This window comes from Rhodoferax sp. GW822-FHT02D07 (genome assembly GCF_058802405.1).
The window spans coordinates 136738-160139 of record NZ_JBXAOD010000006.1 but is presented as its reverse complement, the minus strand read 5'-3'; the positions used below and the strand labels follow the sequence as shown (position 1 = coordinate 160139).

Below are 23402 nucleotides of genomic sequence, written 5' to 3'. Positions count from 1 at the left end.
AGCCGCGGTTCAGCGCAGCTTGCGCTGGCGGCGACGCGCCGCCACACCCACCATGGCCAGACCGGCCAGCATCAGGGCATATGTTTCAGGTTCGGGCACCGCGCTGATGCTGATCAGCGTGTAGTCGGACTGGTTGGTGCAGTTGTGGCAGCCATGGGCCGGATTACCGCTGACCGCCGTGAAGACAATCGAGCTCACCAGCTTGTTGCCGAAAGGATTGCTCACTGTCCAGGCACCACCCAGGCCATTGGACGCGGCGCTCAGATTGGTGACCGTCCCCTTGTTGCCACTCCACAGGGCCATGGTGGTGCCCGTGGCGGTCAGGGTGAAGGAATGCCAGGAGCCATCGTAATAGGCCTTGATCTTGGCCACTTCGTTCACGTCGTTGTACTCGGGGCCGTCAAACAGCAGGCCCAGGCTGAAGCTGGTGATCTTGATGCCCGCAGAAAAGCTGCCGGTGATGGTTTCGCCGATGTCGATTTCACCAGGGGTGCGCTCGGAACCGTGCAGGGGTGAGACGCCCACGCCCTGAAAACCACCCTGCCCGGCCTTGTAACTGAACTTGGCGGCATCGTTGCCCACCTTGGCCGCAAAGTCGGCCGTTACCCCGTTCAGAAAGGTGGTGCTGTAGCTGCTGCCGGTACCGAAGTTGGTGCCGTAGAGGGTGGTGTTGGTATTGGCGGTGGCCTGTGCGGCGATGGCCAGTGTGGCGGCTAGGGCACCAAGCACCCAGGATTTGAAAGACATGCGCATGTGGTTTCCTGCTCTCTGATTCTGTATCAAACTGTTACAAGCTTACCGGGTTGACGGCGGCCGCTCAATAGTCCATTGGATTCAATGCGGACCACAACTAGACTCTGGCGGCCAGGGAAAGAAGCCGGTGGGGACATGGCTTTTCCGGGCTGACAGGGTCACGGGCATGCGATAGACTAATTTGTAACAAACACGACAAGTTCTCAACACGTGCGCCCTTCCGCCCTCCTGCAAGCCCTGCTCTTCGGTGTGGCCCTGTCCGCCAACGGGGTGGCTTTCGCGGCATGTTCGCGCCCCCTGCAGGTTCCGGTGGCCTCCACCGGGCAAAGCGTGATCATCAATGACACCGAAATCAGCGGCATCTACCCGGACCTGCTGCGCGCCGTCAGCGCCAAGGAAGGCTGCGAATTTGTGCTCTCCCCGGTGCCGCGCGCGCGCCTGGAGCTGATGTTCGAAACCGGCAAGGCCGACCTGCTGGTGCCCGCCACCCGCACGCCCCGCCGCGACGAGCTGGGAGTCTTTGTCCCGCTGACACGCAACCGCGCCACCGTCATTTCGGTGGACAGCAAGCGCCCGCCGGTCAAGACAGCCTACGAGCTGGTGGAACGCAAGGACGTGCGCGCCGTGCTGGTGCGCGGTTTTGACTATGGCGTGGCCTACCAGGAGCTGGTGGACGCCCTGGCGCGGCAGAACCGTGTTCTCTACGAGCCCGATCCGCTGGCCGTGGCCCGCTTCCTCAAGGCCAACCCGAACGACGTGACCATCATGTCACCGGTCATCTTCTACGGTGTGATCCAGGACGACCCGCGCGTGGGTGACCTGGTGGAGCGCGTCCGCTTCGAGCCCCTGGCCGAACTGCCCTGGGGCGAAAGCGGCCTGTACATCTCCAAAACCTCGCTGAACAAGGATGACGCCGCGATCCTTCTGGGCATATTTACCCGCGCATCGCAGGCGGGCACGGTGTGGAAGAGCTTCCAGACCTACTACCCGCCCAATGTGCTCAAGGAAGCCGTCCGCCCACGCTAGGGCTGCGCTTCACCACAGGACCTGCAGCGCTCCATCCACCAGTCGGTAGCCCCGCGTGCCCATGGCACGCGCTTCTGTTTCGTCGTGCGTCACCAGAATCGTCGCCATCTGGAACTCGGCAATGCGCTGGCTGAATTCCTTGCGCAGCTGCAGGCGCAGCTCGGCATCCAGCGCCGAAAAGGGTTCGTCCAGCAGCAGCACGCGCGGCTGGGTGATCAAGGCGCGGGCCAGCGCCACGCGCTGCTGCTCGCCGCCAGAGAGTTGCCACACCTTGGATTTGGCATAGGCCTGCAGGCCAAAGCGCTCCAGCATGGCCTGGGCCTGCGCGCGGGCATCCGCCTTGCGCTGGCCCTGTTCCACCAGGCCAAAGGCCACGTTGTCCTGCACGTTGAAGTGCGGGAACAGCGCGAAGTCCTGGAACATCAGCGCGAAGCCCCGCCGTTCGGGCGGGGTGTGCGTGATGTTCTGGCCCGCAAACAGCACGCGCCCGCTCTCGGGCGGCTCCAGCCCCGCCACGATCTTGAGCAGCGTGCTCTTGCCGCTGCCCGAGGGGCCCAGCAGCGCAGCCGTTTCACCGGGGCGCACCTGCAGCGCCAGGTCTTTCAGCAGCACGCGCGGCGCGGCTTGCCGTGGGGCATAGGGCTGCCAGTGTTTGCAGATCGCGTGCAGCTCAAGCATGGTCCGTGTCCTCAGTGCGCTTCCATTCAATCAGTACAAAGGCCAGCAGCGCCAGCCCCATGAGCACGCAGGCCAGCACCAGCGCGGCGCTGCGGTTGGCCGCACCGGGGCGGCCCAAGTGCTGGTAAATCAGGGTGGTGAGTGTGGCCCATTCGGGGCGCGACAAAAACAGCGTGACCGCAAACTCGCCCACTGCGGTAGCCGCCGCAAACGCCATGCCGCGGCGCAGCGCGGGCGCCAGCAGCGGCAACGTGACGCGCACAAACGCGCGCCAGGGGCTGGCACCCAGGCTGCGGGCGGCGTCCAAATAATGCTCGGGCAGGCTGTCCAGCGCGGAAGCGATGGACTTGGCCACGAACGGGTAGGCCAGCAAGGCATAGGCCGCGACCAGCAGGGTGAAGCTGCCAGTCCATGCGGGGTACAGCAGCAAGAGGCCGAAGGCCACCATCACCGGCGAGACCATGAAGGGCAGAAACACCAGCGCCCGCAGCCACAACACCCGCCGCGCCGCCAGTGCATGCGCCAGGCCCAGCGCGGTGGCCAATAGCAGGGATAGTGCGGTGAAGCGCGCGGTGTTGTACAGCGCAGCCAGCGTGTCCTCTTCCAGCAGAACCGCCCAGGCCTCCGCTCCTGAATGTATAGCGCCTTGCGCAATGGCGACGAGGGGTAGCGCACAAATCAGCATGTAGACCGCGACCATGGCGAGCACCGCGATCCATTGCACCGCACCCTGAGGCTGCACGCGCGGCACGCGGTCCGCGCGGCCGGGTGCGGCCAGGCGGCGTTCAATGGCGGCGTAGGCCAGCGCCACCAGCGCGGTCAGCAGCAGCATCCATACTGCCAACACACCGGCCTGTTGCAGCTGCAGCTCGTGCGCCACCAGGGTGTAAATCTCCACCTCGGCCGTGGCGTAGTCTTGCCCACCCAGCACCAGCGCCAGGCCAAAGCCGGCAAAGCAGTAAAGAAACACCAGGCACAGCGCCGAGGCCAGCCAGGGCGCAATGGCCGGCCATTCCACGCGCCAGAAGGCACGCCAGGGAGTTGCGCCCAGCGTGCGCGCCGCGGCCACGCGCGAGGCGCTCACCTGCCCCAGCGCATCGGTGCCCGCACGCACCACCACGCAGAGGTTGAAAAACAGATTGCCGTAGAGCAGCAGCCAGGGCGTGCCATGCAGGTCCGGCCCGCCCAGGTGCACCAGCAGGCCCTGCGGCCCCAACAGCGCCAACACGCCCATGGCGGCCACCAGCGTGGGCACCACAAAGGGCAGCATGAGGCCACGCAGGATCAGCGTGCGGCCGGGGAAATCAAAGCGCGCCAGTACCCAGGCCATGGGCAGACCCAGCACCAAGGCAGCAACGCAGGTAATGCTGGCCTGCCAGAAGGACCAGGCCATGCGCCAGCGCAAATACGGATCCAACCAGGGCATGAACAAGGTGGCAAGCCCCGCCTCCCCGCGACCGCCTTCCACCAGCAGCCGCATAGCAGGCGCCACCAGCACCACCAGCAAAAATGCCAGCGGAAGCATTGCCAAGGCCCAGCCCGCCCGGGGCTGCGCCGGGTCGCGGTGGCGCATGGTCAAACCTGGTGGATTACTTCAGCACCACCTTGGTCCAGCGTGCCACCCAATCGGCGCCCTTGGCGGCGATGTCGGCATCACTGGGCGCATGGAAGGCCGCAGGCTCGGGCGCGAACTTGAAAGCGTCGGACCGGGCCACACCGGGCTCTGTGGGGTACATCCACATCTCGGTCTGCATACCCTGCTGCACGGCGGCAGAGCGCATGAATTCGACAAACTTCTCGGCCGCTGCGCGCTCCTTGCCGCCCTTGACCAGCGCCACACCTTCGACCTGGCGGAACACGGAACCGGGCAGGCTCAGCGAGCCCGTGGGTGGCTCGGCCAGCTTGGTCTTGGCGTAGAACACCTCGGCCGCCGGGCTGGTGGCGTAGCTCACCACGATGGGGTGCTTGCCGCCGTTCTGGCTGAACTCGGTGTAGTAGGCCTCGCTCCAGCCCTTGGCCACCTTCAGACCGTTGGCGCGCAGCTTGGCCCAGAAGTCAAAGGCCTTGTCTTCGCCCATGGCACCAATGGTGGCCAATAGGAACGCATAGCCGGGGCTGCTGGTGGCAGGGTTTTGCACGACGAGCAATTTGGCGTACGCAGGCTGGGTCAGGTCGTCCAGCGCCTTGGGTACGGCCACACCATTCTTGGCAAACCAGGCCTTGTCATAGTTCAGCGTCACATAGCCGTAGTCCACCGGCACCAGCGGTGCGGGCAACTCGGCAACCGGCTTGCGGCTGGCGGCAGCGCCGGCATAGCTGTCCAGCACGTCGGCCGCCAGGGCCTTGGGCGCCAGCGCGTTGTCGATGCCGTAGACCACGTCGGCAATCGGGTTGGCCTTGGTGAGGATGAGCTTGTTGAGCATCTCGCCCGCATCACCGGCCTTGGTGATGCGCAGCTTCACATCGTTGTCTTTTTCAAACTGCGCCAGCAGGGGCTTGGGCACGGTGAAAGAACTGTGGGTCAGCACACGCAGGTCGGCCGCGTGCGCAGCGGTCAGGCCGGCGGTCAGCAGGGCCGCGCCCAGCGTGGTTTTCAGAAACGAAAAAATCCCGTGTTGCATGGTGTGCTCACTTTCAATGCGCCAGCCACAGGTCGCATCAAAAACCGGCACCCGCAAGGCGGGATTGGCCTCTCACACTTCCTACGCTGGCATAACCCAGATCAGGTACATGGGGTATTTCTCAGTCCTGTGACGGACACCCCCGGTGGAAGTGTGGATTGTAGGCTTTTGCGCCTGTGGGCCGCCTGCGCCGGCCTATGCCCACAAGGCCGGCTTGGCCACCATCAGGTAGAACACCGCCAGCATGGCGATGAACGCGGGGTAGCCCAACGCCTCCCAGCGACGCGCGTACTGCCAGTACAGCGCTGGCAAAGGCTCGTTCTTGTCGTGTGCCGCCTTCGCCATATCGGCCATGCGCAGCTGCAGTGCCACCACGGGCGTCCAGCAGGCGCCGGTGAACAGGTAGAGAGCCACCGTCACCAGCAACCATGGTGTATGCCAGGGGTAGCCGGCCAGGTAGGCCATCCACAGCCCCGTGATGGGCTGGATCACCACGGCGGGCGAGGTGAACCAGGTGTCGGCCCGCACCACCAGGCGCGACACCACAGCCTGCGCCGCCACCACGCCACTGCGGTTGGCGTAGAAGAAGAAAAACGCCGTGCCAAACCCGGTGCCCACCAGCACCACGCTGGACAGGATGTGCACCCACTTCAAAAGCAAATACAGACTCACGGTGACCTCCGCATCAAGATCCACAACACCACCGCAATGGGGACGTTCTTGGTCAGCGGCCCCAACGGGTGCAGCCACAGGGCAGGCTGCATGAAGGTCGCCACCATCGTCATGCCCAGCATCGCCAACAAGGCCAGGCCATAGACGCGACGCACCGGCCACATAAACAAGAGCAACCCCAGCACAGCATCCACTGCCGCCCCGGCCCACACCAGCGCATCGGCCACTAGCCCATCCGTCACACCACTGGCCACCAGCAGTGCGCGGCTCTGACCATGCAGCTCCTCCACGCTAACCAGTGTGGTCGCCAGCCACACAAACACCAAGCTGTAGCGCAGCCAGCGGGATTCAGCATGTTCCATGGCTCAGCCCTCTTCCACCACATCCGTCACCATGCCCCATTTCGCGAACTCCGGGGCAAAGTCCTGCAGCGCATGCTGGCTTACGCAGGCACGGGCGCCGGGCTGCATCTGTTCACCGGCCGCGAGGCGGCGGGCCAGCAGGATGGCGGCCATGCAGGGGATTTCGGGGCCGTGGTCTTTGTCGGCGGCGATGTGCCAGGCACGCCTCACTGATACACCATCCGCGTTCACACCCGCCACGCGCACCACCATGCCGCCCAGGGCCGAACCCAGGGGATCGAATACCTTGGCACCTGCGTTGAGCAGCCGTGCCAGGGACGCCGGGTTCTTGAGCACGCCCCGTTGCCGCAGCCACGCCAGCACCGCAAACGCGCGCTGGGACAGGCCCACTTCCAGCGCCGCGCGGAACTCCACGCGGTCCTGCACCCGGTAATGCGCGGGGAACAGCGCCAGATCCGGGATGTCGCACACCGCACCCAGGCGTGGCCGCAGGCGCGCAAACTGCACGCGCTGCAGATCGGCCCAGCCGGCCCGGCTCTGCCAACGCCCATCGCGCCAAAGCTGAACTAACACCCCGCAGTAGCTGAGCACCGCCTCCAGCGTGGCCACCCCACGCGGAGCGGTTTGGGCGGGGGCAATGCAGATGTCGATGGTGTCGATGCGCTGCCAGTCGTGGCACAGGAAGTCCACCACGGCCGACGACAGGGCGGGCACCGTGCTGGCGCCCGTGATGGCGACCCGGTTTGCCGCCACAAAGGGCGCTTGCAAAGCCGCAGCAAAGTCGCAGACAAAGCGGCGGCCATCGGCCAGGTCGATGTAGTGCGCGCCCGCCTGCGCACAGGCCTGGGCCACAGCGTAGTCCTGCCCCTGGAAAGGGCCTGCGGTATGGATGAGCAGTTGCACACCATGGGCTTGCAGTGCGCGCACAAAGTGGGAACCCTGCCAGTCCACCGCCACGCCCAGGGCGTGGCAGTTCAGCGCGGTGGCAAAGGCCGAGGCCTTGTTCGCATCCCGTCCTGCCACCAGCAGGTCTATGGACGGATCGGCCGCGAGGGCCCGGGAAATGCGTGCACCAAAGTTGCCATACCCACCCAGCACCATCACCCTCATGCAGACGGTCCCATGAAGCCCAGGTCCAGCGGGTATGCGGAAGAACCGAACTGCCGCAGATTGGGCAAGATACCGCCCAACTGCTGGGGCTCCACGCCGAACCAGCGCGCCAGCGTGGCGGCGTACTGGTCGACCGAGGTGCTGGGCAACAGCCGGCCCTGGCCCACATGCCACTGGTCCTGCGGTGCATTGGTATTGCCCACGCTCACGGGCGGCGGTGCGCCATAGAAGGCTCGGCCCTTGACGGCGCCGCCCACGACGATGTGGTGACCACCCCAACCGTGGTCAGAGCCATCGCCGTTGGAGGTGAGCGTGCGGCCGAAGTCCGACGCGGTGAAGCTGGTCACGCTCTGGGCCACGCCCAGCTCCACCGTGGCCCGGTAGAAGGCTGCCATGGCCTCGCTCACGCGGCCCATCAGCACCGGCTGTTGGGCGATGAGGTTGTCGTGCAAGTCAAAACCGCCCAGCGACACCATGAAGACCTGGCGCTTGGCGCCCAGCAGGCTGCGCCCCTGGATCAGGCGCGCCACCATCTTGAGCTGGTCGGCCAGCGGGTTGTTGGCGGGGAATTCGGTGGCCAGCGGCGTGGCGCCATCCTTTTGGCTGCCGGCCAGCGCCGCAGCCACATGGACCTCGGCCTCGCGCGATCGCTGCATCACACGCACATATTCGTTCTCCAGTGGATGGCTACTGGCCTCCGAAATCATCTGGGACATCAAGTCCTTCACCGCCTTGGAGCCATACACCGCGCCGTCAGTCGCCGCGCGCACGCGCACCGCACCACCGGTACTGACCTGGTACTGCAGCGCCGAATCGCCCGAGAGGAAGACCGCATTGCCGGTGACCGACATGCAGGTGAAGAGAGACTTGGTATTGCCGTTGAGCGCCAGATCGCCCAGATGCCCGCCCCAGCCCACGGTGGAGCCCTCGGGCGATGATGATTGCCAGACCGATTGCTGGTCGTTGTGAGAAAACAGCTTGGGCGGTAGCGGGTAGGTCTTGCGGTCCGGGCTGTTGAACTGGGCGCGCGTGAGCGGCACCACCAAGGGCCCGACATTCAATTGCACGGCCGCCTGCCCAGCGTTGAACAGATCGGCCAGCCCCGCCATGGCGGGGTGCAGCGCGTATTGCCGCCCGTCAGCTAAGGGTTTGTGCGGCTTGAGCAGGGTGCGCTCCAGATCGGCGCGTGCCAGCGCTATGCCGCCGCCCGCGTCACCGACCCCGCCGCGTACGGTGGCGTACTGTGTGTAGCTGGTGGGGTCATAGGTGACCACGGTGTTGGCGTAATCGTTACCGCCATAGAGGAAGACGCAGACCAGGGCCTTGTAGTCGTTGGCGGTAGCAGCAGCGGCCTCACCCAGCGCAGCCAGGTTCAGGGCCGTAGGCAGCGCGGCGCCAGCCAGGGCGAGTTGGCCGCTGCGCTTGAGGAAGGCGCGGCGCGTGTGCAATGCGGTGTTGAGCAGGTGCATGGGGGGTGCCTCGCTTACTTCTGAACCAGGTACTGGGGGGCTGCCATGACCAGCAGCACGGCGGAGGCCACGCGGTCCAGGCGCTTGTCGGGCGGGCTGCTGGCCGTCAGCGGCGTGGCGTTGAGGGCCGCTTCCATGCGCGCCTGCAAGGCGATGGGCAACAGGCCCGCACACAGCAACAGGTTGAGCCGCGCCATCAGCGCCTTGCTGTCCTGCGCCATGGCCAGCTCGGCGCTGTAGCTGGCCTTGATGTCAAAGCCATTCTTGGGATTCTTGGAGTTGTTGATGTTGTTGGGCAGGTCCGGGTCGTTCACATAGATGCCGTTGCGGATCACGTTCTGCATGAAGTTCAGGTAGCCCGCCACACTGCTTTCGGTGACGATCTGGAACTCCGGGGCCGATGCGCCGTTGGCCGCCATCTGCGTGGCCGGTGGCACATAGCCGGGCCGGAAGAAATTGAACACCGAAGGTGAACGCAGCGGGCTTTGGCCGAGCTGGGTCGCCGGGTTGCTGAGGTCATTGATCTTCCAGCTGCCCTGCGCAGATGTGACACCAAAGGTGCGGCCCCATTGCACCAAGCGCAACATGGGTTCCCGCAGGCGGCCAAACTGGGCCTGCTGCAGGCCAGCCGGGTCGCGCGCCTCGTCATCCAGCAGGATGGCGGCAAACACCGCGCGCAAATCCCCGCGCACGCCCTGGCCGTTGTCGGCAAACACCGCCGAGATGCGCGCCACATAGGCCGGGCTGGGGTTGCTGGTGACTAGGCGCTGAATCATCTGCCGGCCAAAGAAGGGGCCTACGTTGGGATGGTTGAACAGCGTATCCAGCGCGATCTTGAGTGCGTCCGCGCCCGCCGTGTTGGCGGGAATGGTCACGCCCAGGAACTGCGCGGGCAGGTCAGAGTGCCGGTTGGCCGTGAACATCATGCGCTGGCGCGCAAACAGGGTGTTACCCACCTTGCGCTTGCCCTCGGGATCAAACGGGGTGACCACGTTCTGCCGCTGGTCAAAGTCATACCCCGTGAACACGCGCGCCAGTTGCGTCACATCGCTCTGCACATAGGTCTCGATGCGCTGGCCGTTGCTGCCCTTCTTCTCGGTGCCGTCCGGGTTGAGTTGCACCAGGCCGATGCTGAAGAGCTGCATCACCTCGCGCGCGTAGTTCTCGTCGGGCACGCGGCCGGTGGCGGGGTTTTCCTTCTGGTTGCCCTTGGTGTTGAGGTAGTGGCCCATGGCCGGGTTCAGCGATACCTCTTCGAGCAGGTCGCGGAAGTTGCCCAGCGCGTGGCGCACCAGCGTGTCCCAGTAGTGCGCCATGGCGTGGCTGCGCCAAGCAAAGTCCAGCCCCGTGAGCGAGACCACAAAAAACTCCGAGAGCGCCAGCGCCAGACGCTTGCGCACAGCGTCAGGCGCGGTCATGAGCTGGTTCCAGATCATGTAGTCGCCGGGGTAGAAGTGGTCGAAGTAGCGCGTGTCGTTGGCAATCTGGCCGTAGCCGCGCTCGTTGAGCCAATCCCAGCCCGTCTGGCCCAACGGCGCGTCGAACTGCTGTTCCAGCCAGCGCGCATAGCCCTGCCTTTGCACGGCGGCGATTTCCGCATCGGAGGCCGAGAACTGCGCCTGCAGCAGAAAGCGTGCGGCCTCCTGCGGGGTATGGGCACTGGCGTAATGCTGGTCGGGCCGCTGCAGTGGCAGCCCCCGCCCCAAACGTCCGCCGGGCGCTGCGCAGGCCGCCAGCAAGCTGGCAAGGCTTCCCAGCGCCGCTGCGCGAGCCCAAGATGGAGAATCGCCCCCCTCCGGCGTGGGGAATTGCGCAAGTGGGGGGGGGGTGGGGATTTCGCTGGTTTCTGGCGTCATAAAGATACCCAACGCAGCCGGTGGCTGCTCCGTGCACACATGGTAACCAGCCGATATGACGCGCCGCCCCCGCTTTGCGCTAGGCTAGGGCGGTGTTGATACCTTTGCTTACCACTTTCTCCTGGCAGGAGCTGCGCCACCATCCCTGGCGCAATGCGGCGGCCGTGGTGTCAGTCATGCTGGGTGTGGCGCTGGCCTTTGCGGTGCACCTGATCAACGCCTCCGCGCTGGACGAGTTCGCCCAGGCCGCGCGTTCGGTAGACGGCCAGCCTGACCTGGAACTGCGCGCCGGCAATGGCGACACCAGCAGCGTGACGCTGGCGCTATGGGGCCGATTGCTGCACCACCCCGGCGTGGCCGTGGCCTCCCCCGTTCTGGATCTGCACAGCACCGCCGTGCAGGACGGCCGCAAGATTGCACTGCGTGTGCTGGGTGTGGACGCCCTGCAAGTAGCCGCCGTGGCCCCAGACCTGTTGCCCCAGCCTGCAGCCGGGGCCGACCGTCTGGCCCTGTTCGCGCCCGACACCATCTTCCTCAACCCGCTGGCGCGCCAGTTGCTGGCGGGCGACACCGTTCAACTGCAACTCGGTCTGCGCCTGCAGCCGCTGCAGGTGGCCGGCAGCGTGCAGGCCGGTGGCGCGGCGCTGGCCGTCATGGACATTGGCGCTCTACAGGCCATGCTGGGCCGTGAGGACATCAGCCGCGTGGACCTGCGCCTTCGCCCCGGGGTGGACCGCGCAGCCCTGGTGCGCGAACTCCAAAGCGCGCCTGACTGGCCCGCCGGCGCCACCCTGCGTGCGCCTGGAGACTCCACCGCACGCATCAGCCAGCTCTCGCGCGCCTACCGGGTGAACCTGACGGTGCTGGCACTGGTGGCGCTGTTCACGGGGGGTTTTCTGGTGTTTTCGGTGCTGGCGCTCAGCGTGGCACGGCGCGCGCAGCAGTTTGCGCTGCTCGGGGTGCTGGGGCTGACTGGCGCCCAGCGCCTGCGCCTGGTGCTGCTGGAGGCTGCAGTGCTGGGCAGCCTCGGCAGCGCCTTGGGCCTGGCGCTGGGTACGGGCCTGGCTGCGCTGGCGCTGCGCCTGCTGGGGGGCGATTTGGGTGGGGGCTACTTTGCCGGCAGCACACCTGCGCTGCAGTGGAGCACCAGCGCGGCGCTGCTGTTTGGCAGTCTGGGCGTGGTGGCGGCGCTGGTGGGCGCTTGGGCACCGGCGCAACAGGCACAGCGCCTGCCACCGGCCCAAACCCTCAAGGGCCTGGGCAGCCATGGCGGCCCCGGGCACCGGGCCGGCGCCGGGCTGGCACTGCTATTGGTGGCGGGCCTGCTGACCCGCTTGCCCCCAATGTGGGACATTCCGCTGGCAGCGTATGCCAGCGTGGCCTGCCTGCTACTGGGCGGCATTGCGGTGCTGCCCGCGACTGTGGGGCTGCTGCTGCAACATGTGGCGCCCGGCGTGGCGCGTCATGCCCTGCCAATGCTGGCGGTGGAGCGCGCACGCCGCGTGCGCGAAAGCGCGGCCGTGGCCGTGAGCGGCGTGGTGGCCGCGCTGAGCCTGGCCGTGGCGCTGACCGTCATGGTGGCGAGCTTTCGCCAGTCTGTGAGCAACTGGCTAGACGCCGTGCTACCTGCAACACTCTATGTGCGCACGGCCAGCGGCGCCGGCAGCGCCAACGTGCCCGGTTTCGATGCGGCCTTTGTGCAAGCAGCTGCCCAGCTGCCCGGTGTGGAACGCCTGAGCGCGCAGCGCAGCCTGCCTCTCACGCTGGACCCCACGCGGCCCGCGGTCACGCTGCTGGTGCGCCCCCTGCACGATGCGCACAAGGGAACGGTCAGCCTGCCCCTGCTCGCCCCGGCGCTGGCGGTGCCAGAAGGGCGCGTGGGCGTGTACGTGAGCGAGGCCATGCGCGACCTCTACGACGCACAGCCAGGGAGGGACTTCCCTGCACTTTCAGCATCTTTCAGACCTCCAGCCCCTGTGGATAGTGCGCAAGCAGCTACTTTTTTCGTAGCAGGCGTGTGGCGAGACTATGGCCGCCAGTTCGGCACCGTGGCCATGGATACGGCAGACTTTGCCCGCTACAGCCGCGACACCCAGGCCAATGACATTGCCTTCTGGCTCCAGGCGGACGTCAGCGTTGCGCAGGTGCAAGAGCAGCTACGCGCGCTGGCCAACCAGCAGGCCCACACACCCGGCGGCGAGGCCGGCCGCCTGCTGGAATTTGGCTCAGCCGCCGAGATACGCGCCACCAGCCTGAAGATTTTTGACCGCAGCTTTGCCGTGACCTACTGGCTGCAGGCGGTGGCCATTGGCATTGGCCTGTTTGGCGTGGCCGCCAGTTTCAGCGCGCAGGTGCTGGCGCGGCGCAAGGAGTTCGGCCTGCTGGCCCACCTGGGGCTAACCCGCGCGCAGATCCTGCGCGTGGTGGCGCTGGAGGGTGCGGCCTGGACCACGCTGGGAGCTCTCGCCGGCGTGGCGTTGGGCCTGGCCGTGGCCGTGGTACTGGTGCATGTGGTGAACCCACAGAGCTTTCACTGGACCATGGACCTGGCCCTGCCCTGGGGCCGGCTGGCGGCGCTGGCCGCCGCCGTGGTGGCCGCCGGAACGACAACGGCCTGGCTGTCAGGCCAGGCCGCTGCGGGACGCGATGCGGTGATGGCGGTGAAAGAGGACTGGTAGGCGCCCTCCCGCCTGCGCTTACTTCTTCGCGCGAATCTTCACCAGTTCGGCCTGGGCCTCGTTCCACAGGTCCATGCCGATGTCGGCGCCAATGGAGGCGTACACGCGGGTCAGCTTGTCGCGCATACGGGCCGACTCGGCAGGGGACAGTTCGTTGACCTGCATGCCCTTGGCCTTGAGGTCGGCCACGGCGCGGGAGGCTTCGTCACGCGTGTCCTTGCGTTCAAAGTCGCGGCTGGCCACGGCGGCGTCCAGCAGGATTTTCTGCTCGTCCTTGGACAGCTGGTCCCACCACTTCTTGCTGGCCATCACGATCCAGGGGCTGTAGACGTGGTTGGTCACCGTCATGTACTTCTGCACCTCGTAGAACTTGCTCGACAGAATGGTGTTGAAGGGGTTTTCCTGGCCATCCACGGTGTTGGTTTCGAGCGCGCTGAACAACTCGGAGAAGGCCATGGGCACGGCGTTGGCGCCCAAGGTCTTGAAGCTGTTGAGGAACACGTTGTTCTGCATCACGCGCAGCTTGATGCCATCCAGATCTTCGACCTTGTTGATGGCGCGCTTGCTGTTGGTCAGGTTGCGAAAGCCGTTTTCCCAGTAGGCCAGGCCCACCAGACCTTTGTCCTGCAGCTTGTTGCGGATCTTGTCACCGATAGGTCCGTCCAAGAGCGCGTCAGCTTCCTTGGCGTTGCTGATCAGGAAGGGTGTGTCCCACAGCGCCATTTCCTTGGTGATACCCACCAGCGTGGCGGTGGAGCCGACCATCATTTCCTGCGCGCCACCAATCAGCGAATTCTGCATCTGCACGTCCGGGCCCAGCGCGGAGGCGCCGATGGCACGCACTTTCATCTTGCCGCCAGAGGCTTTCTCCACCGCCTCGGCAAACACCTTGGCCGCGCGGCCCTGGTTGCTCTGTTCATTGAGCCCGTAGCCGAAGCGGATCAGGCGGGGTTTGATGTCCTGCGCCAGCGCGGGCAGCGCAGCGCCGAAGACGGCGGCACCGGCCACGGCCAGCACGGCGCGGCGGATCAGGGTGGTGGAAGTTTTCATGGCATGTCTCCTGGAAAGGTGTTGTTGTGAAGAAAACGAGGCGGTAAAACTCAGCGCATCCACGCCACCGGCGCGGTCACGATCTGCGGGAAAAGGACGAACAGGAACAGGATCAGCGTGTAGGTGATGAGGAAGGGGTTCACGCCCTTGATCACCTGGTGCAGCGGCAGACGCCCCACCCCGGCCACCACATTGAGCACGGTGCCGACAGGGGGTGTGATGAGGCCGATGGCGCCGTTGAGCACAAACATCAGGCCGAAGTAGACCGGGTCGATCCCGGCCTTCACGGCGATGGGCAGCATCACCGGCGCAAAGATCAGGATGGTGGGCGTGAGGTCCAGCGCGGTACCGACCAGGATGAGCACCAACATCATCACGACCATGAGCATGCGCGGGCTGTTCACCAGCGGGCCCAGCCAGCCGGTCAACACGCTGGGCAGGTCAGCCAGCGTGATCATGTAGCTCGCTACCTGCGCACCGGCGCAGAGGAACATCACGATGGCCGTGGTCTTGGCAGCGCGCACCAGCACGCCATACACTGCGGCGACTTTCATCTCGCGGTGGATGAACAGCGCCACCACCAGCGCATAGAAGGCCGCCACGACCGCAGCTTCCGTCGGCGTAAAAACACCAGTCTTCATGCCGCCGATGATGATGAGCGGCATCAGCATGGCCCAGAAAGCCTTGCGCGTGGCTTGCAGGCGTTCGCGCATGGGCAGGGGCTGGCCTTCAGGCAAGTCGATTTTGCGCAGCACCAGCTTCCAGGCCACGATGAGACCCACGCCCATGATGAGTCCAGGCACGATGCCGGAGAGGAACAGCGCCGAGATCGAGGTGTTGGTCGTCACGCCGTAGATCACAAACGGCATGCTGGGCGGAATGATGGGCGCGATGATGCCGCCCGAGGCGATCAGCCCGGCCGAGGTGTGCATGGGGTAGCCCTGCTGGCGCATCATGGGCATGAGGATGGTGGCCAGCGCCGCCGTATCGGCCAGGGCCGAGCCGCTCATGCTGGCCATGAGCACCGCCGCGCCAATGGCCACAAAACCCAGGCCGCCACGGATATGCCCCACCCAAGCCTGCGCCATGGCGATGATGCGTCGGCTGATGCCGCCGCTGTTCATCAGCTCGCCGGCCAAGATGAAGAAGGGCACGGCCAGCAACGGGAAGCTGTCTACCCCCGCCACCAGGTTCTGGGCCAGCAGCTGCGTATCCCAGAAGTCGAGCACCCAGGCCATGCCGGCACCCGTCAGCACCAGGGCCAACGCCATGTTCATGCCGATGCCCATGAGGGCCAGCATGCCCACGCAAAACACAATGAATGCGAGTCCTTCGTTACTCATGGCATCAGTCCATTTCTGCGCCGTGACCGAGGTCCAGCGGGGTGCCTTGCACCAATTCCCAGCAAGCCATGGCACCAATAGCCACAGCACTCAGCAGGGCTGGTAACGGGAGCAAGGCACTGGGGTAGCGCAGCACCACGGAATAGCTGTCCAGTCCAACCGCCACCTGCTGCCAGGCACCGCGGCCCAACAGCACACAGGCCAGCACCACCAGCAAGCGGATCAGCACCGTCATGGCTGCCAGCGCCCTGCCCTTCAACAGGCCCACCAGGCTGGTGAAAGCCATGTGCTCGCCCGCCGGGTAGGCCGCGGTGGCACCGATGAACACCATCCAGACAAACAGCAGGCGCGACAGCTCCTCGCTGGCGGCCACACCACTGCCAAAGCCGTAGCGCAGCACCACGTTGACAAACACGGACACCGCCATCACGCCCAGGCACAAGGCCATGAGCGTGTTGGTCAGCTGGACAAAGCGGCCCGGCGGCGCCAGGTCTTTCTCGGGGGTGGTCATGCGGACTCCTGTGGAATGGCCAGCCAGTCGCAGACGGCGACCTGCAACTGGTCCAGGGAAAGGGTGGCATCCAGACGCAGCACGCCGGGCTCGCCCACCGGCGGCTCCAGCGTGGCGAACTGGTTGTCCACCAGGCTGCTGGAAAAGAAATGGGCCGACCGCGCGCTGACGCGGGCCTGGGCCTCGCCGCGGCTGATCTCAAGAAACACAAAGCGCAGGCCGGGCGCGGCCTGGCGCAGGCGGTCGCGGTAAGCGCGCTTGAGGGCCGAACAGGTCACGATGGCGCCGTCCGGGTGCGCCTGCAGCTGCACCCCCAGCGTGGCCAGCCAGTCCTGACGGTCCACATCGGTCAGTGCGATGCCGCGCGCCATCTTGTCGCGGTTGGCCGGGCTGTGGTGGTCGTCGCCTTCCACCAGGGGTAGACCGCAGGCCTGGGCCAGCGCCTCCCCAAGACTGGATTTGCCGCAACCGGCCACACCCATGATGACAATGGAATGCATGGAGTCGAATATACGGATAGCGCTATCCAGAAAAGTTTAAAAAATGACGTGTTGCAGGATTCAGGCAAATTTCCCCAATGAATTCTTGTTTAGGGGTTTGCCCGCGCCGTGCCACACGTCGGACAGCGCTATCCTATGCAAAAATCATCCAACACCACCCCGTAGTTTCCCTAGGACCCATGAGCCCCCCTCTCCGCCCCCGCGCCACCGGCCGCGTCACCCTCTCGGACGTGGCTCAACTGGCCGGGGTCAGCCCCATTACCGTGTCGCGCGCGCTGCGGGGCGAGCGGGCGGTGGCCCCCGAGCTGGTGGCCAAGGTGCAGGCCGCGGCCGACCGGCTGGGCTATGTACCCAACCCGGCCGCACGTGCCCTGGCGTCCGGCCAGAGCAGCCATGTGGCGGTGCTCATCCCCATGCTGTCGAACGCGCTGTTTGTGGATTTGCTGGAGGCCTTGCAGCAGACCCTGCGCCAGGCCGGCTACCAGACGCTGATTGGCATCACCCACTACGACCCCAGCGAGGAAGAGACCTTGCTGCGCGAGCAACTGTTGCATCGCCCGGCAGGCCTGATCGTCACCGGACTGGAACGTAGCGACACCACCCGCCATCTGATCGCGCAGAGCGGTGTGCCCTGTGTTCACCTGATGACAGCGCAGGCACCGGAAGGCGCCTATTGCGTGGGCTTTTCACAGCGCGATGCGGGCTACGACCTGACCCGCCATCTGCTGAATCAAGGCCACCGCCGCATTGCCTTTGCTGCGGCGCAACTGGACCCGCGCGCGCTGCAACGCCTGGAAGGCTGGCGCCAGGCCCTGCAGGCCGCAGGCCACTACGACGCCACGCTGGAGTGGCTGAACCCAGCGCCCTCTTCGCTGTCCATGGGCGCGCGCATGTTTGAACAAATCATGGGACAGCAGCCCGCTGTGGATGCCATCTTCTTCTGCAACGACGACCTGGCCCAGGGCGCCCTGCTGGCCGCGCTGCGGCTGGGCATTGCCGTGCCACAGCGGGTGGCGATTGCGGGCTTCAACGATTTGACAGGCAGCGACCAGATGCTGCCGCCGCTGACCACGGTGCGCACACCGCGCGCCGAGATTGGCCAGGCGGCCGGGCAGATGTTGGTGGCGCTGATGCAGGGCGAGACCGTGGCCACACCCTGCATCAATCTGGGTTACACGCTGCAACTCAGGGACAGCGCCTGAGCACGTTCAGGGCGCGTTGGACTCCAGGCCGCGCAGCACGCGGCCACGGCCGGCGGTCATGACATTGGAATAACTGGCCAAGCCGGCGATGAGACGGCCCAGGGCGCGGGCCACCAGGCCCAGGCCCTGTCCCACGTCACGCAGGGGTTGCACCACATTGGTCTGGAAGCGCGTCGCCAGGCAGGCCTGGGGCTGTGCCACCCATTGCAGCTGAATTCCGTCTTGTCCCTTGTAGGGCCACGCCTCCACCACCACGCGCTGCCCGGCGCGCAGTTGCAGATCGTGGCCCAGGGCGACGAAATGGTCTCCGCTCTCGGTCAGGGGCGTGTGGCGTGACACGTCCAGTGTCGCCCAGGCACGGCCCGAAACCACACGCAGCACACCGGCGGTGCGCGGGCGCAAGGTCACTGCCTGACCCTGGGGCAAGTTCCAGGGCGTGTCCAACGCCATGGCCACAGCGTCCAGGGGCAAATCAGCAGCGCGATCCACCGGAGTGGTGAGGCTGGGCCCGGCGAGGGCTTCAGACACGAATTGCGATAGCGGAACTTGGGAGGAAGGGCTGTGGACTGACATGACGGACTCCTTGAAAAGGTGGATGGGGCAGATGAATGATCGGCGTCACCTGCTTTTGCGTCCAATGAAATCGGGCTATGCTATTCATTCCATTCCCGCATGAATCGACCCACTACCGAGTCCCCGCATGTCCTCACCTTCTGCACCGCCCCATGCCGAAATACGCCTGCGTACCCGCCCCATCGCGGTAGGCCACCTGCGCGCGCTGGAAGCCGTGGCCCGGCACCTGAATTTCCGGGCGGCGGCGGAAGAGCTCTCGCTCACGCAAAGCGCTGTGAGCCGCCAGGTGCAGGCGCTGGAAGACGAGGTGGGCGTGCCCCTGTTCCTGCGCCACACGCGGGCGGTGGAACTCACCAGCGCCGGGGCCCAATTGTTGCGCGCCGTGGTGCCTTCGCTGGAGCGGGTGGACAGCGCAGTGCGCCTGATCCGCCGCTCGGCCGGACGCCGCAGCGTGGCCATTTCCACCTGGGCCTCCTTCGCCTCCATGTGGCTGATTCCGCGGCTGGAGGCCTTCCAGTCCGAGTACCCCGACATCGACATCCGCGTGGACGCCACCGACAACCCCGTGGACCTGGACACCAGCGATGTGGACCTGGCCATCCGCTACACCAGCCCGGGCAGCGTGGGGCCTGGCGCGATCCGCCTGTTTGGCGAACAGCTCACCCCGGTGGCCAGCCCCTGGCTGCTCAAAAGTGGTGCCCCCCTGCGCAAGCCCGCTGACCTGGCGCGCTTTGCGCTGCTGGAGGCCAGCGACAGCCACCGCAACCAGAACCTGGAATGGCTGACCTGGCGGCGCTGGCTGGACGACAACCAATTGCCCAAGCTAGAGCCCAAGCGCTGGATGTATTTCAACTACGCGCACCAGATCGCCCAATCGGCCTTGACCGGGCAAGGCGTGGCGCTGGCGCGCATGCCCCTGGTGGCCGACAGCCTAGCCAGCGGCGACCTGGTGGAGGTACTGCCCGACGGGCGCATCGACTCGCCCCTGGTCTACTGGTTGCTGGTGGGGCCACGCAGCGGCGCACGCCCCGAAATCCGCGCCTTCTGCGACTGGCTGATGGCGCAGGCGGCGCTCACGCGCAAGGCCATCGGCGAGGTGCCCGACCCCGAGACCCACGCCCACCCGGACTGAACCCTGATCGGCCCATTGCCGCCACCCAGCCCATCCCCCACAATGGCAAACATGCGTATCCCCACTCTTTTTTCCGTGCTGCTGGTCACGGCACTGACCAGTCCGCTGGCGCTGGCCCAGGACGCACTGGTTACCAAGCGCCAGACCGTGCTGCGCGATGGCCCCGGCGACAGCGCCAACACCCTGGCCACCCTGCCCGCGCAAACCGCGCTGACCCGCCAGCCCACACGCCAGGGTCCGTGGGTGCAAGTCAAGACGGCCGCCGGTGCCACCGGCTGGATTCACATGTTCGACGTGGGCACCGCAGCCGACCAGGGCAGCGTGGCCAATGCCGCCACCGGTGCCCTGCGCGGGCTTTCCAACCTGTTCAACCGCGGCAGCGCGCAGCCCCAAGCCTCCAGCGGCCCCACCGCGACGGTGGGCATACGCGGCCTGGGCGCCGAAGACATTGCCAACGCCCAACCCAACCTGGCTGCACTGACCCAGGCCGAAGGCCAGCGCCAAGACGCAGCCCAGGCCAAGCGCTTTGCGGCCGAGTCCAGCCTGAGCGTGCAGTCCGTGGAGCCCCTGCCCGCACCGGCACCGCCCCCCGCCCCTGCAGCCCCCCACAACGCCAGAGACACAGGATTCTCCCCATGAAGCGCACCCTGCTTTCCCTGAGCCTGGCGGCCTGCTGCGCTGGCCTGCCCCTAGCCGTACAGGCGCAAGACCCCGGCAAGATGCTGGGCGGTCTGCTGCAAAACATGTTCAAGCCCAATGCGGGCGGCAACAACAGCACACCCGCTGCAGCCACCAATGACCTGGCCAGCCTGCTCTCGCAGTCCATGGAGCAGATCGACGAGCCCAAAGAGATCGAGATGGGCCGCCAGCTCTCGGCCGTGCTGCTGGGTGCGAAACCCCTGCACAAGGACGTGGCGCTACAGCGCTATGTGAACCGCCTGGGCCGCTGGATCAGCCTGCAGTCCGAGCGCCCCAACCTGCCCTGGACCTTTGCCGTGCTGGACGACCCGGGCTACAACGCCTTTGCCGCGCCGGGCGGCTATGTGTTTGTGACCAAGGGCCTGATCGACTCGGTCAGCGATGAGTCCGAGCTGGCCGGCATCCTGGCGCACGAGATTCACCACGTCGTGGCCAAGCACCACCTCAAGGCGCTGCGCAAGTCGGCCCAGACCGGGCTGCTGACGCGCGCCATTGCCTCGCAGCTCAACAACAACGCCCAGGGCATGCTCTCGGCCCAACTGCTGGCGCTGGGGCGCGAGGTGTATTCCAAGGGGCTGGACCAGAGCGACGAGTTTGACGCCGACCGCAGCGGTGTGGCCTTGGCTGCGCGCGCGGGCTTTGACCCCTATGGCCTGGTGGCTGTGCTACAGCAGTTGCGCACCGCCAAGCCCGACAACCCGGCCTACACCCTGGCACTGAGCACCCACCCCGCCACGCAGACGCGGCTGGATCAGCTCGAAGCCGCCATGGGCCAGCGCCTGGACGGGCTCTCAGGCAAGCCCTCGCCCACCGTGGCGCAGCGCCTGGCGCGTGCCGGCAAGTAGCCCCAACCGCCCCATGCTGCGCCGCCGCGCCCTGCTGGCGGCCCCGTTGCTGAGCGCCCTGCCCGCCGCGCAAGCCCTGCCACCGGCCGCACTGCGCTTTCCGCGCGACGCTGGCAGCCACAACGACTATGCCACCGAGTGGTGGTACCTCACGGGCCATGCCACAGTGGCGGGGCAGGCTGCAGCACTCGGGTTTCAGGTCACCTTTTTCCGCAGCCGTGTAGCGGCCACGCAAACACTGCGCTCGCGCCTGGCGGCACGGCAGCTGCTGTTTGCGCACGCCGCCGTCACCGATGTGGCGGGCCAGAAACTCTGGCACGACCAGCGCATTGCCCGCTGGTCCGGCGAGCCCGCGGACAGCAACCCGGCCGACACCGCCTGGGCCAGCCTGCAGGACACCGGCGTGCAGCTGCGCGACTGGTCCTTGCTGCGCCAGGGCGCTGACCTGGTAGCGACGATTCCCACTGGCAACTTCACGCTGAACTTGCGCTTCAAGGCGAGCCAGCCCGTGCTGCTGCAGGGGCGCGACGGGCTCTCCCGCAAAGGGCCGGAAGACAAACAGGCCAGCTACTACTACAGCCTGCCGCAGTTGCAGGTGAGCGGCAGCATCGCACTGCGGGGCCAAGCACGCGCGCTGGAAACTGGCAGCACCGCCTGGCTGGACCACGAATGGAGCCAGGAGGTCTTGCACCCACAGGCCCAGGGCTGGGACTGGATCGGCATCAACCTCTTTGACGGCAGCGCGCTTACGGCCTTCCAACTGCGCACGCGCGAGGGAGGCGTGTTGTGGGACGGCGGCTCCTTCCGCAGCGCAGCCGGCGCGCGCCAGGTGTTTACGCGCGGTGAGGCGCAGTTCACTCCCGTGCGCAGCTGGCGCAGCCCGCTCAGCCATGCCAGCTACCCGGTGGAATGGACAGTGCGCACCCCGGCCGGGGTCTACACGGTGAAGGCCGTCATCGACAACCAGGAACTCGACAGCCGCGGCTCCACCGGCGCCATTTACTGGGAAGGCCTGAGCGAAGTACGGGACCCGCGTGGCCAGCTGGTCGGGCGCGGCTACCTGGAGATGACGGGGTACGCCGCGGCGCTCAAGCTCTGAGTCCAATCCCACAGGGCGCTACGATTTTGGTAGCTGCTAGCGCATATTCCACGGGGGCCAGTGCCTGGTTTCGTATAGACCCGTGAAACATCGGGGGGAATGGCGGCTGGCCGGTGCCTCTGGCACACTGCGCCCCATGAAAACGCTGCTGTACTCCGCCCTTGCTGCCTGCTGCCTGCTCATCACCGGCTGTGCCGGCCGGGGCGACTGCAGTGCCGCCTACGCCAACTCCCCGCAATACCAGGGCCAGAGCTGCCTGTTCGCCAACCCGCCCAATCCGCAGACGCCACCCGCCGCCAGCGGCTGGGCCATCTGGACGCGCTTCATCTTCGGCAGCAAGGTGGACACCGTGCCGGTGGACCCGATTCCCGTGCGCCCAATCACCCCGGCCCAGCTCGCCGCGCTGGACCCGCGGGCTAACCACGTGGTGCGCCTGGGCCACTCCTCGCACCTGCTCAAGCTGGGCGGCAAGTTCTGGCTGATCGACCCGGTGTTTGGCGAGCGCGCCTCGCCCTTCAGCTTTGCCGGGCCCAAGCGCTTCCATGCGCCGCCACTCGCGCTGCAGGACCTGCCGCCCATCGAAGGGCTGGTGCTGTCGCACGACCATTACGACCACCTGGACGTGCCCACCATCGAGTACCTGGCGCAGCGCGTGCAGCGCTACTTTGTGCCGCTGGGCGTGAAGGCGCGGCTGGTGGACATGGGCGTGCCGCCCGAGCGTGTGCAGGAGTTCGACTGGTGGCAGGTTGCCACGCAGGGCGATGTGAAGGTCACGGCCACGCCGGCCCAGCATTTCTCGGGCCGCACGCTGAGCGACCGCAACAGCACGCTATGGGCGTCCTGGGTGCTGGAGAGTGGCGGCCAGCGCATCTACTACAGCGGCGACTCGGGCTACTTCGACGGCTTCAAGACGATAGGCCAGCGCTTTGGCAGCTTCGATCTGGCGCTGATGGAGAACGGTGCCTACGACGCCTACTGGCCTGCGGTGCACATGACGCCGGAGCAGAGTGTGCAGGCCTTTGAAGACCTGCACGGCAAGGTGCTGTTCTCGGTGCACAACAGCACCTTCGACCTCGCCTTCCACACTTGGCACGATCCGCTGAACCGGCTGGCCGACCTGGCCGCCGCCAAGAACATCGCACTGGCCACGCCCGAGATTGGCGAGGTGCTGACCGTGGGCCAGCCGCGCGAGAACAAGCGCTGGTGGGTGGGGCTGAAGTAAC

The 23402-nt window shown here is 66.4% G+C and carries 22 protein-coding genes and 1 riboswitch; of the genes, 8 read left to right on the top strand and 14 right to left on the bottom strand.

Going from position 1 to position 23402, the window contains the following annotated elements; all coding sequences use genetic code 11:
* Positions 1-9: 9 nt before the first annotated feature.
* Positions 10-747, bottom strand: a complete 738-nt coding sequence (locus tag AC1RNN_RS14745; RefSeq protein WP_493089901.1) for an FxDxF family PEP-CTERM protein — start codon at positions 745-747, stop codon at positions 10-12.
* A gap of 216 nt (positions 748-963) precedes the next feature.
* Between AC1RNN_RS14745 and AC1RNN_RS14740 the strand changes: the two genes are divergently transcribed.
* Positions 964-1779: a substrate-binding periplasmic protein gene (locus AC1RNN_RS14740; protein WP_493089902.1), complete on the top strand. Its 816-nt coding sequence runs from the start codon at positions 964-966 to the stop codon at positions 1777-1779.
* 9 nt (positions 1780-1788) lie between these two features.
* On the opposite strand, the gene AC1RNN_RS14735 is transcribed toward AC1RNN_RS14740, so the two are convergent.
* From AC1RNN_RS14735 to AC1RNN_RS14700, 8 genes are all read right to left on the bottom strand, one after another.
* Positions 1789-2457, bottom strand: coding sequence for an ABC transporter ATP-binding protein (locus AC1RNN_RS14735; RefSeq protein WP_493089903.1), 669 nt, complete (start codon positions 2455-2457; stop codon positions 1789-1791).
* Positions 2450-4030, bottom strand: a complete 1581-nt coding sequence (locus AC1RNN_RS14730) for an ABC transporter permease (RefSeq protein WP_493089904.1) — start codon at positions 4028-4030, stop codon at positions 2450-2452. Before AC1RNN_RS14730 ends, AC1RNN_RS14735 begins: the two co-directional genes overlap by 8 nt.
* A gap of 16 nt (positions 4031-4046) precedes the next feature.
* Positions 4047-5078 carry a thiamine ABC transporter substrate-binding protein gene (locus AC1RNN_RS14725; protein ID WP_493089905.1) on the bottom strand — a complete coding sequence of 344 codons (1032 nt, stop codon included), beginning with the start codon at positions 5076-5078 and terminating at the stop codon, positions 4047-4049.
* 60 nt (positions 5079-5138) lie between these two features.
* Positions 5139-5232: riboswitch (TPP riboswitch) on the bottom strand.
* A 41-nt stretch (positions 5233-5273) separates the two neighbouring features.
* Positions 5274-5750, bottom strand: coding sequence for a DUF2269 family protein (locus AC1RNN_RS14720; protein ID WP_493089906.1), 477 nt, complete (start codon positions 5748-5750; stop codon positions 5274-5276).
* Positions 5747-6112: a DoxX-like family protein gene (locus AC1RNN_RS14715; RefSeq protein WP_493089907.1), complete on the bottom strand. Its 366-nt coding sequence runs from the start codon at positions 6110-6112 to the stop codon at positions 5747-5749. The genes AC1RNN_RS14720 and AC1RNN_RS14715 overlap by 4 nt, the downstream gene beginning before the upstream one ends.
* A 3-nt stretch (positions 6113-6115) precedes the next feature.
* Positions 6116-7222 (bottom strand): saccharopine dehydrogenase family protein, encoded by a 1107-nt coding sequence (locus AC1RNN_RS14710; protein ID WP_493089908.1) that lies wholly within the window; start codon positions 7220-7222, stop codon positions 6116-6118.
* Entirely contained in the window at positions 7219-8691 is a 1473-nt protein-coding gene (locus AC1RNN_RS14705) for a DUF1501 domain-containing protein (RefSeq protein ID WP_493089909.1), read from the bottom strand. The genes AC1RNN_RS14710 and AC1RNN_RS14705 overlap by 4 nt, the downstream gene beginning before the upstream one ends.
* A 14-nt stretch (positions 8692-8705) precedes the next feature.
* Positions 8706-10547 carry a DUF1800 domain-containing protein gene (locus AC1RNN_RS14700; RefSeq protein ID WP_493089910.1) on the bottom strand — a complete coding sequence of 614 codons (1842 nt, stop codon included), beginning with the start codon at positions 10545-10547 and terminating at the stop codon, positions 8706-8708.
* Positions 10548-10642: 95 nt separating this feature from the next.
* On the opposite strand from AC1RNN_RS14700, the gene AC1RNN_RS14695 reads away from it, so the two are divergent.
* Complete coding sequence (locus tag AC1RNN_RS14695; RefSeq protein ID WP_493090044.1) at positions 10643-13225, top strand: ABC transporter permease; 2583 nt, start codon at positions 10643-10645, stop codon at positions 13223-13225.
* A gap of 18 nt (positions 13226-13243) precedes the next feature.
* Here AC1RNN_RS14695 and AC1RNN_RS14690 read toward each other — a convergent pair whose 3' ends face one another.
* The 4 genes from AC1RNN_RS14690 to AC1RNN_RS14675 are packed head-to-tail and all read right to left on the bottom strand — an operon-like array spanning position 13244 to position 16629.
* The gene (locus AC1RNN_RS14690; RefSeq protein WP_493089911.1) at positions 13244-14275 is read right to left on the bottom strand and encodes a TRAP transporter substrate-binding protein; all 1032 of its coding nucleotides are present in this window, start codon (positions 14273-14275) and stop codon (positions 13244-13246) included.
* Between the two features lie 50 nt (positions 14276-14325).
* Positions 14326-15618, bottom strand: a complete 1293-nt coding sequence (locus AC1RNN_RS14685; RefSeq protein WP_493089912.1) for a TRAP transporter large permease — start codon at positions 15616-15618, stop codon at positions 14326-14328.
* A 4-nt stretch (positions 15619-15622) separates the two neighbouring features.
* Positions 15623-16129, bottom strand: a complete 507-nt coding sequence (locus AC1RNN_RS14680; protein WP_493089913.1) for a TRAP transporter small permease — start codon at positions 16127-16129, stop codon at positions 15623-15625.
* Complete coding sequence (locus tag AC1RNN_RS14675; RefSeq protein ID WP_493089914.1) at positions 16126-16629, bottom strand: gluconokinase; 504 nt, start codon at positions 16627-16629, stop codon at positions 16126-16128. Before AC1RNN_RS14675 ends, AC1RNN_RS14680 begins: the two co-directional genes overlap by 4 nt.
* A 179-nt stretch (positions 16630-16808) precedes the next feature.
* On the opposite strand from AC1RNN_RS14675, the gene gntR reads away from it, so the two are divergent.
* Positions 16809-17831 (top strand): HTH-type transcriptional regulator GntR, encoded by a 1023-nt coding sequence (gene gntR / locus AC1RNN_RS14670; RefSeq protein WP_493089915.1) that lies wholly within the window; start codon positions 16809-16811, stop codon positions 17829-17831.
* A gap of 6 nt (positions 17832-17837) precedes the next feature.
* On the opposite strand, the gene AC1RNN_RS14665 is transcribed toward gntR, so the two are convergent.
* On the bottom strand, positions 17838-18404 hold the full coding sequence (locus AC1RNN_RS14665; protein ID WP_493089916.1) for a DUF2917 domain-containing protein: 567 nt from the start codon (positions 18402-18404) through the stop codon (positions 17838-17840).
* Positions 18405-18531: 127 nt separating this feature from the next.
* Between AC1RNN_RS14665 and AC1RNN_RS14660 the strand changes: the two genes are divergently transcribed.
* The 5 genes from AC1RNN_RS14660 (at position 18532) to AC1RNN_RS14640 (ending at position 23401) form a co-directional block, all read left to right on the top strand.
* A complete protein-coding gene (locus AC1RNN_RS14660; RefSeq protein WP_493089917.1) occupies positions 18532-19536 on the top strand; it encodes a LysR substrate-binding domain-containing protein in 1005 nt (334 codons plus the stop codon).
* A gap of 42 nt (positions 19537-19578) precedes the next feature.
* On the top strand, positions 19579-20175 hold the full coding sequence (locus AC1RNN_RS14655) for an SH3 domain-containing protein (protein WP_493137447.1): 597 nt from the start codon (positions 19579-19581) through the stop codon (positions 20173-20175).
* Complete coding sequence (locus AC1RNN_RS14650; RefSeq protein WP_493089919.1) at positions 20172-21080, top strand: M48 family metallopeptidase; 909 nt, start codon at positions 20172-20174, stop codon at positions 21078-21080. Before AC1RNN_RS14655 ends, AC1RNN_RS14650 begins: the two co-directional genes overlap by 4 nt.
* A 13-nt stretch (positions 21081-21093) precedes the next feature.
* Complete coding sequence (locus tag AC1RNN_RS14645; RefSeq protein WP_493089920.1) at positions 21094-22179, top strand: lipocalin-like domain-containing protein; 1086 nt, start codon at positions 21094-21096, stop codon at positions 22177-22179.
* A gap of 136 nt (positions 22180-22315) precedes the next feature.
* Positions 22316-23401, top strand: a complete 1086-nt coding sequence (locus AC1RNN_RS14640) for an MBL fold metallo-hydrolase (RefSeq protein ID WP_493089921.1) — start codon at positions 22316-22318, stop codon at positions 23399-23401.
* Position 23402: the final 1 nt, after the last annotated feature.

What these genes read in the sequence shown, in the direction of transcription:
- AC1RNN_RS14655 (WP_493137447.1), top strand. Translation starts at nt 19,579, where the DNA reads ATGGCAAACATGCGTATCCCCACTCTTTTTTCCGTGCTGCTGGTCACG.
- AC1RNN_RS14665 (WP_493089916.1), bottom strand. Translation starts at nt 18,404, where the DNA reads ATGTCAGTCCACAGCCCTTCCTCCCAAGTTCCGCTATCGCAATTCGTG.
- AC1RNN_RS14660 (WP_493089917.1), top strand. Translation starts at nt 18,532, where the DNA reads ATGTCCTCACCTTCTGCACCGCCCCATGCCGAAATACGCCTGCGTACC.
- AC1RNN_RS14650 (WP_493089919.1), top strand. Translation starts at nt 20,172, where the DNA reads ATGAAGCGCACCCTGCTTTCCCTGAGCCTGGCGGCCTGCTGCGCTGGC.
- AC1RNN_RS14715 (WP_493089907.1), bottom strand. Translation starts at nt 6,112, where the DNA reads ATGGAACATGCTGAATCCCGCTGGCTGCGCTACAGCTTGGTGTTTGTG.
- AC1RNN_RS14645 (WP_493089920.1), top strand. Translation starts at nt 21,094, where the DNA reads ATGCTGCGCCGCCGCGCCCTGCTGGCGGCCCCGTTGCTGAGCGCCCTG.
- AC1RNN_RS14705 (WP_493089909.1), bottom strand. Translation starts at nt 8,691, where the DNA reads ATGCACCTGCTCAACACCGCATTGCACACGCGCCGCGCCTTCCTCAAG.
- AC1RNN_RS14685 (WP_493089912.1), bottom strand. Translation starts at nt 15,618, where the DNA reads ATGAGTAACGAAGGACTCGCATTCATTGTGTTTTGCGTGGGCATGCTG.
- AC1RNN_RS14745 (WP_493089901.1), bottom strand. Translation starts at nt 747, where the DNA reads ATGTCTTTCAAATCCTGGGTGCTTGGTGCCCTAGCCGCCACACTGGCC.
- AC1RNN_RS14725 (WP_493089905.1), bottom strand. Translation starts at nt 5,078, where the DNA reads ATGCAACACGGGATTTTTTCGTTTCTGAAAACCACGCTGGGCGCGGCC.
- AC1RNN_RS14680 (WP_493089913.1), bottom strand. Translation starts at nt 16,129, where the DNA reads ATGACCACCCCCGAGAAAGACCTGGCGCCGCCGGGCCGCTTTGTCCAG.
- AC1RNN_RS14640 (WP_493089921.1), top strand. Translation starts at nt 22,316, where the DNA reads ATGAAAACGCTGCTGTACTCCGCCCTTGCTGCCTGCTGCCTGCTCATC.
- AC1RNN_RS14735 (WP_493089903.1), bottom strand. Translation starts at nt 2,457, where the DNA reads ATGCTTGAGCTGCACGCGATCTGCAAACACTGGCAGCCCTATGCCCCA.
- AC1RNN_RS14675 (WP_493089914.1), bottom strand. Translation starts at nt 16,629, where the DNA reads ATGCATTCCATTGTCATCATGGGTGTGGCCGGTTGCGGCAAATCCAGT.
- AC1RNN_RS14700 (WP_493089910.1), bottom strand. Translation starts at nt 10,547, where the DNA reads ATGACGCCAGAAACCAGCGAAATCCCCACCCCCCCCCCACTTGCGCAA.
- AC1RNN_RS14690 (WP_493089911.1), bottom strand. Translation starts at nt 14,275, where the DNA reads ATGAAAACTTCCACCACCCTGATCCGCCGCGCCGTGCTGGCCGTGGCC.
- gntR (WP_493089915.1), top strand. Translation starts at nt 16,809, where the DNA reads ATGAGCCCCCCTCTCCGCCCCCGCGCCACCGGCCGCGTCACCCTCTCG.
- AC1RNN_RS14730 (WP_493089904.1), bottom strand. Translation starts at nt 4,030, where the DNA reads ATGCGCCACCGCGACCCGGCGCAGCCCCGGGCGGGCTGGGCCTTGGCA.
- AC1RNN_RS14710 (WP_493089908.1), bottom strand. Translation starts at nt 7,222, where the DNA reads ATGAGGGTGATGGTGCTGGGTGGGTATGGCAACTTTGGTGCACGCATT.